The following is a 13,109-nucleotide window of genomic DNA, read 5'->3' as shown; positions in this document are numbered from 1 at the left end:
ATCATCCCCTGTTCAGCCACCATAAAAATGGTATCCCAAAATAAGTGCTGATTCCCGGACCGTCTTGCAGCGGGTTATTCATCGGAAAAGAAAAAACAATGATCACGAAACAGGCGAAGGCCATGACTGATAATGGGCCCCGTTGCTCCAGAACGCCTGTCCAGGCCCGGGCAAAGAAATAGCCGATCATAAATATGATCAACACGCTCCCGGGAAAGGTGACATCGGAGGCGATCCAGGTGTAGATGGTTGACCAGGCCAGTCCAAAATCGCCGTATCCGGTCATCCGGTCCAAACGCATGCCGTAGGAATAATTTTCAAACTCGGTCCAGCCGGTCAGCCGGACAATATTGCGGACCAAAAAAGCTGAATTGCTTGCGCCCCATCCGATGCCTATGAACGGCATATTCAACGCCTGGGCCAGCCGGTAGTAGGAATGTGAAATGTAAAATGCCGCTATGGTATAGGTGTTATGCCAGGCCTCGGGTAATATTTTATACATCGGATGATCCTGCGCCGGCATTTCGTTCGTCAAGGGGTTGCGCAGCCGGTTGTCGCCCTGCTGCCGATTTTCCGTTAAAAAGGCAAAATATTTGAAAAACACCACCGTGGCACACACCAGTACAACAACCAGCATCAGTTTTGCCCTGGAAGTAACATGGATGATTTTATTTTGATAGGCTGCCCCAAATGCCGCCGCCGCGTAAAGCCCGGTGATGATTATCGTGCTCCGAACCGAAGCTCCGATGCTCGATAATATGGCCGTTGCAAATAAACTTGCCAGTAATATTTTATACACCACCCGCAATCGGGCCCAATAATAGGTTCCCAGCACGAAGGACATCATTGATACCGGGGCTGAGAATATTCCGATATAGTTGAAGATCGAGACCCCTCCTTTGGTGCTCCCCGCCGCATAAGCGGCACCAGGGTCCTTTATTGCCAGAGCCAGCCTTCCAATGTCTCCGCCGCCGGTGCAGAGCAGGTTGACCATCAGCAGCACCCCTGAAAACAGCAGGCTTATTTTTGCCAGGGCCAGCCCTTTCAGGATTACTTTGGGCCGCTGCGGTTTGGTCCGCAGCCCCAGACAGTACCCGGCATACAACGCAATGTGAACCGCAGCCAGATATGTGTACAGTTGGATTTTGTTCCCAAAGCTGTAACTGTAGGGTCCGAAAATAAAAAGCAATACCGTGGTGATCAACCACAGCAGCAGCAGCAGCAATGGCCTTTTCTTTACCGCCATTGTGGCTGGTGGCAATAACTCCCGCTCGACATCCTGCGATACCGGAATCGAGCTGTCTTTCCCGGCCAGTATCATTGTCGAAACCGCAACTGGTAAATGAAACGACGCAGGCCCGGGCTAAGCGTAAATAATGACATCATGTAAAGAATAAGACCCGTGGTTAATATTTTCATGCGCCTCAGGGAAACGAATGAGGCTCGTAAATCCTGCCAAGAAAAAAGGCCTTTCAACCGGGCCCGAACCTGGCGAGGATCGTTATCGATGATCAAGTTCACTGAACGCACCACATCCCGGTGAATGTTTAACAAACGATAGTTGTTCAGATCGTCCCGGGAAAGCACCTGGGGATAACGGGCTGCGTATTGATCCAGCACCAAAAACAGGTCGTCGCGTTTGGTCTCCGATCGGGACGATCTATAAGTAAAACTGACCGGACTCATCCGGTACTTCAGCAGTTGTTCATTAATGATGCCGATTTGACCGGCCAGGGCTATTCTGAGCCAGACATCCAGATCAGCCGATGACGCATACTGTTTTCCGCCCCACTGCCGGATAGTCTCCCGGTACATGCTGGTTCGCACCATGGCCGAAGGTGTTATCAGAAAATTACCTGCCATCAGCATGGATTTGAATATCTCTTCGAATCCGTAGACCGGCGGATGTTTTTTAGCCAGGGCCCCGGGTATTTTGCGGACTCCGATTTGCCTCCCAACGCCGTCAATGATCACAGCCGTGGTGAACACCGCCCCGGCTGACTGATAAGTTTCGAGAAAAGCCACTTCTTTTTCAATGATCCAGGGGTCATATAAATCATCGGAGTGATAGATGGCGGTGTATTTGCCTTTGGTCAGCCGGATGCAACGGTTAAAATTTCCCTCGGCTCCGATATTTTCATCGAAGCAATGCACCTGGATGTTCTGGTACCGGGAGGCATATTTCCTAACGATCAAAACGGTATCGTCGGTTGACACGTTGTCAACCACAAATATATTAAACGGATGGTAGCGCTGTGAAACCAGTGATTCCAGGGTTTCTGCTATGGTTGACCCGGCATTATAGGTCGGCAGGCAGATGCAAACCAAAGGGGCTTGGGAAACATTACCCATGGGCTTTTCCCCCGCCAAATGAGCCTTTAAGCATCAGGTATTGAGATCCGATGAAATATATTCCAGACACGGCACAGACGGCAACGGATACCACCAGGCTTTGGGACAGGTGATATGCCGCCAAGACAGCCACCAGCGGGAGGGACATCAGAAATGAACGGGCCAGCGCCGGCCAGTTAAATTGAATGGGCATAACCCTGTTCATTTCAAAAAACATCACAATCATCACCATAAAGCCGCTTAGGACCAACGCTAAGGGTATAAATACTTGAGAATGCAATTGGCGGGCCCCGAAATACACGCCCGCCACTGCGCACAGGGCGCCGATAAAGTACGGTTTGACCAAATATCTGGTCTTCAATTCGGCATGGGCCACGCTGGCCAGCAGACCCGATGATGCCCGGAACAACTCTATCAAAGCGCCTATCACCACATAGATCGTGACGCCCTGGTACCTGGGACCAGCCAGCACGCTTACTATAAACGGAGAAAGAAGCGCCGCAAAAATTGCCGTGCTGACATATATGGGCAAGGTGAAACCGGCCATCTTTTCCCAGGCGGTCTGACGGGTCGCCTTATCATCGGTGTTTATCTGGCCATAGTATATTGGGTAGTAAAATTGCTGGACCAGTGATTCCACCGCGGCTGAAATATTGGCGGCAATCGACAACCCCAGTCCTATCATGGCCAGATACTCCAGTCCGACGATGTGTTCGACGATCATACGGTACGACTGGTTCTGCAACCACCAGAACAGCGTGGTAACTGCCAGCGGCAAAACGAAGTTGAAGGCATACTTGATGTTGCCGGGACTATAGTTTCTCCTGGCAATCCCCCGGGATATCTTGGCCCGGGTAATTTTGTGAAAATAGACAAAAGCTGCTATGGTCACGACTGATTGGGCGGAGACCTGCCCCAGCAGCCACCATAGGGCTCCCCTTTCAATCAGGCTAACAAATATCACGGAACAAGCGAGACCGATTATCGTCGTCAGCAAGCTGAACGCCACAAAACTTTTGCGATGCTGCAGCATATTCAGAGCGGGGATAATGGTCTGGTTCCAGCTGCTGACATAGATGTTCATCATGACAAATGTCATCAAAACCATTACATTCAAGCCGCTTCCGACATGCAATACTTTGGTCAAAAACAATACGATGGGCAACGATACTAAGGACACGCCCATCAGATACAGATTGAATACAAAGAACACGTCCGGCATCCGGCCGCGGGAAAACCAATGGTGAAGCCTCCGGTTCAGATACATGCCAACAGGATTTATCAACACCAGGCCAAAAAATGCTATGATGGAATTTATCAAAAACAGATTTCCCACCTGGCTGGGGCTAAGCAGCATGGTGAACAAACGCACCGAGACCAGGCTAAGGACAATCTGCATCACCCGGCCTGTGCCAATTACGATAATATTCCTATCCATCGGTGGTGCCGCCGGCGATAGTGGCCGCAAATTTCTGGGGGGTGAACATATATCCCTGTTCGCTTCTTAAAAAGTGCGTTATGTTTGTCAGGTATTCCACATAGGATTGGCCACTTAGGCCAGCAAGATGGCGGTACAGTTCCGCGTAATTGGGGAAAAGGCGTTTGTCGATAAAGCAATCACCGGGGATGTGCCGGATGATATTCTCCGCCCCCCAGTAGACCGGCACGCATCCGGCGGCAAAGCAATCGAATATTTTTTCTGTGATGTACCCCTCAAGGCCCCGGATGTTTTCATAGCAGATGCAGAACTTATACCTTTTAAGCACCTCCGTCTTTGTCTCCGCCGGCCCACGGTAGGAGGTAAAGCGGGGGGCCAGCAGCCGGCGCATGGGGCGCAGCAGGCTCTGCCGATTCAGGATTTTCAGCACTCCCGGCCCCGGGAAAAGGTATTCCTCCCAGCCGCGGCCGTAGAGGTCAAAATCTTCCGGGTGGTTCCGTTCAAACCACCTCACCGCCTTCACCCGCTCGGAGTAAAGTTCATCCGGATGTTGCGATTTGTGCTGTCCAGCGATGAGGGTGCAAAGCTTCTCCTTGCTGGAGGTGTCAGGGGTAATGGCTAAGGCATGATTCACGGCATAGTTGATCTTGAAATATTTGTCTTCATCCACCAATTTGTCGTCCCAGGTGAAAATTTTTTCAAATTGCTCATGCCGCTGAAAATCCCAATTTTGGGGCACTATGGTGGCCGGTTCCTGCAGCAGAAGCCAGCATTTTGATTTCCCAGCCCAGTCACCTGTCAGCCGTGCTATTGGTTCCCTGGGAATATCCAGGAAAAGGATCACCTCGGGGACAGCGCCCCGGGCCCTAAAAACATCCTGGGTGGAGCATTCCCAGCCCTTGGCCAACAGCTCGGCGCTCAGCAACCTGAACCCCGCCAGGCAGTCATCCCTGTTTACTGCGCTGGAAGGATTAAAGATCTCATTATTGCTGTAAAGTGGGCCGGTCCAAACAGCAAATTTTTTCATTTCCATATTGCTTTCAATAGGGCTTCCAGGCGGTGGTAATACGTATGTTCCCCCTGGGCCCTGCGTTGCCCGTTGATCGCAATGTTCAGGCGCTTCTCTTCATTTGCCAGATAATATTTTATCTGCTGGGCACACTCTTCCGGAGTGGCATACACCGCAACTTCATCCCCAACTTTAAGATAGTTTTCAAGACCGGCCACATAATTGGTCAACTGAAAACCCCCGGCTAAGGGAATTTCGAAATTGCGGGCTTTCATCTGCTCATACCTTTTGCCGGACCTAAGGTAGTTGACCAGGGGGCCGGGACCGCTTAGTATGAAGCGAATGTCTTGGTTAACGCTGTTGGAGAGGTTGAGGTTGATCCTGGATTTGTAGAATATCCTGTTCATCTGGTCAAAAGAAACCTTGCCCGCCGGCCACCCGGCGCCAAAACAGTCAACTTTTACTCCCAGGGTCTCCAGCCTCTTTATGTACCATGACCGGAACAAGTTGTTCCCGCCCACGAATGAAACCTGGTGATCATATGATACCGGCGGGACCGGCCCCAGATTCATGTCGCCGCCTTGTCCGGCCCATTGGGTGGCGATAGGATTGATCCCAAGTTTCTGGTATTTGGTGACGCTGAAAATATCTGTGGTGGCTGAATATGAGTAGTGCGGCGCATTTTTTGCGGTATAGGTCTCGAAACGCCAGCTGTCGTCTCCGAACCAGGCCATAGTCGGCCAACGACTTTTGAGATAATCCAATGTCTGGGGGCTGAACTGGTCCTGATAGGGGACAAAAAATATTAGGTCTGGGTTAAAATCGGTGGCTTTGTTGATCAATTGTTTTTGCAGACCGGGAGGATCGTTGAGATGGTCATCATACCAAAAGGGCTCGACCTGGGCCGCCAGGGCTGACAAATTCTTATAAAAAAACTCGCGCTCCAGGGATGGGCCCCGTCTCCGGTCTCCATAATCCCACTCCAGGAGCACCGCCAGTATTTTCTTATTCCACTTATTCTTTGCATTCATTCTTTACGCTTCCTCAACCAATTTATACCCTTACCCGGATTTGTGATTTTATTCGAGTTGTTGCACCCCATCTGATTAATATTGCGGCAAGCCTGGTATTTGTCACTTCTCCTGCCCCTTACAATTTATTACCATCTCTTTTTCCAGTTGATCCCGTTCCAACGGCGGGGACATGTCCTCAATTGGACAGTTCACCAGTAATTTTGGGTTGACACAGCTATCCTGGGCGATCTTCACCTCAAGGAACGCCGGCTTTTCGGAATCGAAAAACCGGCCTACGGCTTCCTCAACCCTCTCCAACGAGGATATAGTACTGACCGGCAGACCATAAGCTTCGGCAATTTTCATCAGGTCGGGGCAGTGGTACCCTACAACTGTCGATTGCTGGCGCCCGTCAAAATACATGTCCTGAAACTGCCGCACCATGCCCAGACAGCCGTTGTTCAAAACGACTAACTTGACCGGCAAATGATGGCTGACGATGGTATCCAGGTCCTGGATGTTCAACTGTATCCCGCCGTCGCCCGATATCACCACCACCCGTTTACCGGGAGCTGCTTTGGCGGCTCCCAGCGCTGCCGGAAGGGCAAAACCCATCGAGCCCATCCCGCCGGAAATAAGCATCCGCTGATCATCCTTAAGCCGGAAAGACTGGGCCGCCCACATCTGGTTCTGGCCCACATCGATGCAAACTATGTCGCCAATCCCGCAGTGCCCGGAAAGGATCTCCAGGAAATGGTTCGGGTCAAGGGCGCTGCCCTCTGGTTCCGGCGATCTAGTGGGGTATTTTTTCCGGTATCTACTGACGACAGAATACCACGGAGCCAGGTCGGGCTTAATATAAGCCTTCAATCTGTCATTGATCGACTCCAGAAATTCCTTGACCTGGCATTGAATTGCCAGGTGGGTCCTAACTTTCGAATCCAGTTCATGTTTGTCGACATCGACATGGACTATTTTAGCGGCCCGGGCAAAGGTTTCCGGACGGGTTCCGGTCTGGCGGGTGTCCAGACGGGAACCGAGCACCAGCAGCAGGTCGCAGTTGGCCACGGCAAGATTGCTGAACCGGTTTCCGTACACCCCGATCATTCCAAAGCAGCGGGGATTGTCCCCGGGAACGGCGTCAATTCCCATCAGGGATGTCACTACGGGAATGCCGGTTTTTTCCGTCAGCAGACCAAGCTCCCTTACCGCATCCCCGGCTCTTACCCCTCCTCCGGCCAGGATGACCGGGCGCCGGGCTTCTGAAATGAGCCGGACCACTTCCTCAATATCTGATTCCTGGCAAAGAACGGTTTCATTTTGCATCGTCAGAAATTCGCCACTGGTGAAAAAACTTTCCAATTTTTCCGGTTCAATCTGGGCCCGCTGAATATCCATGGGGATGTCAAGCAATACCGGGCCGGGCCGGCCGGACTGGGCGTAATATACCGCCTTTTCCAAGTGATACCTGATTTTACCCGCGTCAGTGACCATCTCCGCATACTTGGTCAAGGGCCTGGCCACGCTCACAATATCCGTTTCCTGAAAACCGACCTGCCGGACCGGCCGGTCGAATTTGTATTCATAGGTATTAACCTGTCCGGTGATGAACAGGCAGGGCACAGAGTCAAAATAACAACTGCCGATTCCGGTCAGCAGGTTTAGCGCGCCGGGGCCGCTGGTGGCCATGGCCACCCCCAGTTTTCCGTTGATCCGGGCATAGCCCTCGGCGGCGAAGGCCGCCGCCTGCTCGTGATGCACGGACACGCAGGTAATATCTTTCCGGTCGACCGTCGAGTCAACCAAGTGCGTGATCGCGCCGCCGACCAATTCAAAGATATGGGCCACGCCCTGGCCGGCTATGAAATCAATTACATAATCAGAAAGCTTCATATGCGCTTTTCACCCGTCGTCAGTATTGCGGTTTTGGGTCAGGGATACAATTCCAGGTGCGTCCGGAACCATTCTACGGTTTTCACCAGGCCTTTGGCCAGCGGGGTGGCGGGATCCCAATCGTATGATTTTTTGACGCTGGCCGTATCCGCTTCCCAGCGGAGCGGCTCCAGCCGCGGCGGGTCGAGTTTCCCCCAAAGCAGCACTGCCCCCTGGCCGATGTTCTCCGCTATCATCCCAACGACATCGCCTGTCGTATGCTGTTGCCCGCTTCCTACATTGAATATCCCGCCCGGCCGGGGGATCGCGGCGGCTTTCAAGAACAGGTCAATTACATCATCAATAAAGATATAATCCCGGACTGAGTTGGGCGAGGCCAGCTCCGGGGATTCGCCCCGCAGCAGCGATTTGATGACGTAGGGGATGAACCGGCGGGGATCGTCCCATTGTCCGTAGGGGGAGAACAGCCGCAGGGTCAGGATCGGCAGTTTCTTCCGGACCGCCTCGGACCGGCAATACAAGGTGGCCGCCGCTTTGGAGACCCCGTAATCTCCCACAGGATACAACGGGTCATTTTCGTTCATCGGCTCAGTTTTTGGGCCGTATTCGGAGGAGCTGCCGGTATTGATGAAACAGTTGAAGCCTGTCTTTTCGCAGGCTCTCAGGAGATTTACGGTTCCCAGAATATTTGTTTCCAGGATATCCGCCGATTCCGATTGACCGGCAAATCCACCATGGGTCGCCAAGTGAAAGACCACTTCCGGTTGTATTTGGCTGACCGCATTCATAATCACATCGGCGTCCCGCAGATCGGCCAGGTGTTCCTTGATGTCAGGCTTCAGGTCCTTGATCCGCCATCTGTCCGACCGGGGCCGGAGGCAGATATGGACATCATGGCCAATGGCCACCAGGCGCCGGGTAAGGCAGGCTCCGACAAATCCTGTTGCCCCGGTTACCAGCACTTTCATTGGTTTACAAACTCCCTGATGGTGTCGATCATGTGCGCCAGCATTCCCCGGGTCATTCCCGGATACACTCCGATCCAAAATGTATCCCTCATTATCTGGTCGGTGACCGGCAGAACATTTTTGATTTTCCCCGATGACTTTCCGCCGCAAATCGCAGAAACAACCCGGTATCCCTTACCCGCTTTCCTGAATTCGTCAAAACAGGGTTGCCGGAGAATATTGCCGGCAAACAGCATTCTGGTCTGAATGTTGTGAGATTCCAAATGACGCACGATCTGCTCCCTGGTAAAGCCGGCCCCGGTCCGTACCGTCAGAAGAAAACCGAACCAGCTGGGATCCGATCCTGGTGTCGGTTCCGGCAAAATAAAATATTCTGCCAGATCCGACAAGCCCTGCCGCAGAATATCCCAGTTCCTTTTTCTTGATTCTACGAATCGGGGCAGCTTTTTTAATTGAGCGCAACCCACGGCAGCCTGCATCTCGGTGGCTTTCAGATTATACCCAAAGTGCGAATAAACGTATTTGTGGTCGTAACCCAGCGGCAGTTCTCCATAGGCCCGGCTGAACCGTTTTCCGCAGGTGTCATCCTTTCCCGACGGGCACCAACAGTCGCGCCCCCAATCGCGGAGCGATTCCACGATCCTTTTCAGCAGCAGGTTGTCGGTATACACCGCCCCCCCTTCTCCCATGGTCATATGATGCGGCGGATAAAAACTTGACGTGCCCAGATCGCCAAACGTCCCGGTATACCGCCACGCCCCGTTCAGACAATATTTCGACCCCAACGCATCGCAATTGTCTTCGATCAACCACAGGTTGTGGGTCTCGCAAAACCTCTTTATGATCTTAATATTGAACGGATTGCCCAGGGTATGGGCCAAAAAGACTGCCCGGGTTTTCCTGGTCAGGGCGGTTTCGAGCAGATCGCAGTCAATGTTGTATGACGGCAGTGAGACATCCACAAAGACCGGCGTGGCGCCGAATTGCAGAATGGGGGCCACCGTGGTTGGAAAAGCGGCGGCCACGGTAATGACCTCATCTCCCGGCCGTATCCTCTTTTTCCCGAGCAGCGGTGAAGCCAGCGCCGCAAACGCCAGCAGATTGGCCGACGAACCGGAATTGACCAGACTGCAATGTTTGCTGTTCAAAAAGGCAGCAAACTTATTTTCAAAATCACCGGCAAAGCGCCCCGTGGTCAGCCAGAATTCAAGGGCGGAATCCACCAAGGCCGTCATTTCATGATGATCATACATCCTGCCGGCATAGGCTATCCGCTCTCCGGGGACAAATAAACCGTGTTTTTTATGCGCCAACCGGTAATAAGCAGCAACTTCGTGTAATATCCTCTTGCGCACGGCTGCCGCCGTGTTTGTTTTTGCTGGCATGATCCTCCTGCCGTCAGCTGTTTAAGTATTCGGTTATCTGTTTATGGCAAACCTCATTTAGGTCGTCCTGGCGAACATAGGCTTTGGTCCAATCAATGATCCTAGATAGGGCAGCTTCCAGATTCCATCGGGGATGCCACCCCAGACGGCTCCGGGCCTTGGTGCTGTCCAATTTCAGAATCCCCGCTTCATGCGGGCCTTTCTCTTCCGCAATCGTATAACCGGCCTCATTCCCCCATTCCCGGCACATGTATTTAACGATCCATTCCACCGGTTTCATGTCTCGGTCATCCGGACCAAAGTTCCAGGCTCCGGCATATGCCGAATCTCCATGAAACATTGCTTCCGCCAGGGTCAGGTACCCGGAAAGAGGCTCCAACACATGCTGCCAGGGACGTTGTGCGCCGGGGTTCCGGACAATTATTTTTTCCCCCTTCACCATGGCCCGGATGCAATCGGGGATGAGGCGGTCTTCCGACCAGTCCCCCCCGCCGATCACATTACCGGCCCGGACAGTAGCTACCGAAACCCCGGGGCTGTTGCCATCCTGGCCAAAAAAAGAAGTGCGATAGCTTGCGGTAACCAGCTCAGAGCAGGCCTTGCTGCCGGAATATGGATCATGGCCCCCCAGCGGTTCGTTTTCGCGATACCCCCACAGCCATTCCTTGTTCTCGTAGCACTTGTCGGTGGTGACATTGATGACCGCCCGTACCGATCCGGTGGTTCGGACGGCCTCCAGCAAATTGACAGTTCCCATAACATTCACCGAAAATGTTTCCACCGGCTCCTGGTATGATCTACGCACCAGAGACTGGGCCGCCATATGAATGACAATCTCTGGTCCCGCTGCTGACATTTTCTGGGCCAGCAGCTCGGCATTGCGAATATCGCCGATGGTTGAATCAACTAGTTGGCCTAGATGGCACAGCTCAAACAAACTTGGTTTGGTCGGCGGCTCCAGGGAATAGCCGGAGACCTTGGCTCCCATCTGATGCAGCCACAGTGACAGCCACGATCCCTTAAAACCGGTATGACCGGTCAACAATACTTTCCGCCCATTCCAAAAAGATGGATTCATTTACCAGCCTTTCACTTCCAGGTTTTCCAAGGAGCCTTCCCCCGGTTCCAAAGCTCCTCTAGGTAATTTTTATCCCTCAAGGTATCCATCGGATGCCAGAAACCATAATGCTTGTATGCCGCCAGTTGCCCTTCAGCGGATAAGCTCTCCAAAGGGTCCTTTTCAAATACCGTGCCGTCACCGGCAATCCGTTCCAGGATCTCTGGCTCCAACACAAAAAAACCCCCGTTTATCCAGCCGTCGTCCTGGGCCGGCTTTTCCCGGAAACTCATCACCCGGTTATCCGCACCCAATGATAATGCCCCAAAACGCCCAACGGTTTGCACCGTGGTGACCGTCGCGGCACAACCTTGCTGCTGATGGTAACGGTATAATTCTGACAGGTTGACATCCGCCAAACCATCGCCGTAGGTCAGCATGAATCGCTCGCCGCCAATATAGGGAGAGACCCGTTTGATGCGGCCCCCGGTCATGGTTTCCGTTCCGGTGTCCACCAAAGTGACCTTCCATGGCTCGGCGTACTTTTGGTGAACCTCCATGGCATTGTTCATAATGTCAAACGTTACATCGCTGGTGTGCAGAAAGTAATTGGAAAAATATTCTTTGATCATGTACCCTTTGAATCCAAGGCAGATGACAAACTCATTGAAGCCGTGCTGGGAATAGCTTTTCATGATATGCCATAAGATCGGCTTGCCGGCGATCTCCACCATCGGTTTGGGACGGACCGCGGTTTCTTCGCTGATCCTTGTTCCCTGCCCCCCTGCTAAAATAACAACTTTCATACAACCCATTCAATATATTTTTTCGTGTCGAATTTTAGATTATTGCGGCAGCCCTTGTTCCCGTTGCCGTACATACCAGCCAATTGTTTTCCTCAATCCCTCCTCGAAAGTGGTGGTCGACTTGAACCCGAACTCCCGTTCGGCCCGCGAAGTATCCAGCATCCGGCGGGGCTGGCCGTCCGGTTTGGTGGCATCCCAAACTATTTTACCGGTGTAATTCATCAGCCGGGCTATCAGTTCCACCAGATCCCTGATTGATATTTCAAAGCCCGCTCCGATATTGACCGGATCGGACTTTTCATACTTTTCCGAAGCCAGCGCCATGGCCCTGGCCGCATCCTCAACGTATAAAAATTCCCGGGTGGCTTTTCCGGTACCCCAGACGATGATTTCCTTCTGGTCGGCGGTCTGGGCATCGTGTATCTTTTTGATCAAAGCGGGAATCACATGCGATGATCCGGGATCAAAATTATCCCGGGGGCCATACAGGTTGACCGGCATTAAAAATATCGAGTTAAATCCGTACTGCTGCCGGTAAGACTGGGACTGCACCAGCATCATTTTTTTGGCCAGGCCGTAGGGGGCATTGGTTTCCTCGGGGTAGCCGTCCCATACATCATCCTCCTTGAACGGCACTGCCGCGAATTTCGGATAACAGCAGATGGTCCCCAAGGCCACGAATTTTTTCAGCCCAGCCTGGCGTCCTGTCTCCATCAGCTGCACGCCCATTATCAGATTGTCGTAGAAAAACTCTCCGGGCTTTTCACGATTGGCGCCTATGCCGCCGACTTTGGCCGCCAGATGGATGACGATGTCAGGTTTGGCGTCCCGATATAAACGCTTTACCGCATCCAGCTGTACCAGATCGTAATCGGCAATATCGGGTACGAATATGTCCCGGCCTCCCCTCTCCCGCAGCTCATTGACCAGAAACGAGCCGAGAAAACCGTTTCCCCCGGTCACCACCACTTTTTTATCTGTCCACCATCCCATAGCCTGCCTCCATAATGATATATTTCAATAATGTTGTCTTGCCGTTAATCTACAAGGCTTTTCTCCAATGAGTGTGGGTAAAATCGAACTTGGTGGCGAGCTGAAGTAGTTGGCAGTAAACGAGTTCTTTGATAGCAACCCCGGTAAAAATATGGTAAACTTCCGGTATGAAGAAGATCAAACGATTGGAAGACG

At 52.4% G+C, this 13,109-nt stretch carries 11 protein-coding genes; all 11 read right to left on the bottom strand.

Annotation, left to right across the window (positions count from 1 at the left end; all coding sequences use genetic code 11):
- Window position 1 precedes the first annotated feature (1 nt).
- On the bottom strand, window positions 2–1,321 hold the full coding sequence (locus HY768_09025; GenBank protein ID MBI4727341.1) for a hypothetical protein: 1,320 nt from the start codon (window positions 1,319–1,321) through the stop codon (window positions 2–4).
- Complete coding sequence (locus tag HY768_09020; GenBank protein ID MBI4727340.1) at window positions 1,318–2,352, bottom strand: glycosyltransferase; 1,035 nt, start codon at window positions 2,350–2,352, stop codon at window positions 1,318–1,320. Before HY768_09020 ends, HY768_09025 begins: the two co-directional genes overlap by 4 nt.
- The gene (locus tag HY768_09015; GenBank protein ID MBI4727339.1) at window positions 2,345–3,790 is read right to left on the bottom strand and encodes a hypothetical protein; all 1,446 of its coding nucleotides are present in this window, start codon (window positions 3,788–3,790) and stop codon (window positions 2,345–2,347) included. Before HY768_09015 ends, HY768_09020 begins: the two co-directional genes overlap by 8 nt.
- Entirely contained in the window at window positions 3,783–4,817 is a 1,035-nt protein-coding gene (locus HY768_09010; GenBank protein MBI4727338.1) for a hypothetical protein, read from the bottom strand. Before HY768_09010 ends, HY768_09015 begins: the two co-directional genes overlap by 8 nt.
- On the bottom strand, window positions 4,814–5,830 hold the full coding sequence (locus tag HY768_09005) for a glycosyltransferase family 1 protein (protein ID MBI4727337.1): 1,017 nt from the start codon (window positions 5,828–5,830) through the stop codon (window positions 4,814–4,816). The genes HY768_09010 and HY768_09005 overlap by 4 nt, the downstream gene beginning before the upstream one ends.
- A 102-nt stretch (window positions 5,831–5,932) precedes the next feature.
- On the bottom strand, window positions 5,933–7,705 hold the full coding sequence (locus HY768_09000) for a thiamine pyrophosphate-binding protein (GenBank protein MBI4727336.1): 1,773 nt from the start codon (window positions 7,703–7,705) through the stop codon (window positions 5,933–5,935).
- 38 nt (window positions 7,706–7,743) lie between these two features.
- Entirely contained in the window at window positions 7,744–8,673 is a 930-nt protein-coding gene (locus HY768_08995) for an NAD(P)-dependent oxidoreductase (GenBank protein MBI4727335.1), read from the bottom strand.
- Window positions 8,670–10,058 (bottom strand): lipopolysaccharide biosynthesis protein RfbH, encoded by a 1,389-nt coding sequence (gene rfbH, locus HY768_08990; protein ID MBI4727334.1) that lies wholly within the window; start codon window positions 10,056–10,058, stop codon window positions 8,670–8,672. Before rfbH ends, HY768_08995 begins: the two co-directional genes overlap by 4 nt.
- 13 nt (window positions 10,059–10,071) lie before the next feature.
- Window positions 10,072–11,136, bottom strand: coding sequence for a CDP-glucose 4,6-dehydratase (gene rfbG / locus HY768_08985; GenBank protein ID MBI4727333.1), 1,065 nt, complete (start codon window positions 11,134–11,136; stop codon window positions 10,072–10,074).
- Between the two features lie 11 nt (window positions 11,137–11,147).
- On the bottom strand, window positions 11,148–11,921 hold the full coding sequence (rfbF, locus tag HY768_08980; GenBank protein ID MBI4727332.1) for a glucose-1-phosphate cytidylyltransferase: 774 nt from the start codon (window positions 11,919–11,921) through the stop codon (window positions 11,148–11,150).
- Window positions 11,922–11,960: 39 nt separating this feature from the next.
- Window positions 11,961–12,914 carry a GDP-L-fucose synthase gene (locus HY768_08975; GenBank protein ID MBI4727331.1) on the bottom strand — a complete coding sequence of 318 codons (954 nt, stop codon included), beginning with the start codon at window positions 12,912–12,914 and terminating at the stop codon, window positions 11,961–11,963.
- Between the last annotated feature and the right edge of the window lie 195 nt (window positions 12,915–13,109).

Source organism: candidate division TA06 bacterium, from assembly GCA_016208585.1.
Lineage (GTDB): Bacteria > Edwardsbacteria > AC1 > AC1 > EtOH8 > UBA5202.
Note: the sequence above shows the minus strand (reverse complement) of the source record. Positions and strands in the feature narration are given on the sequence as shown.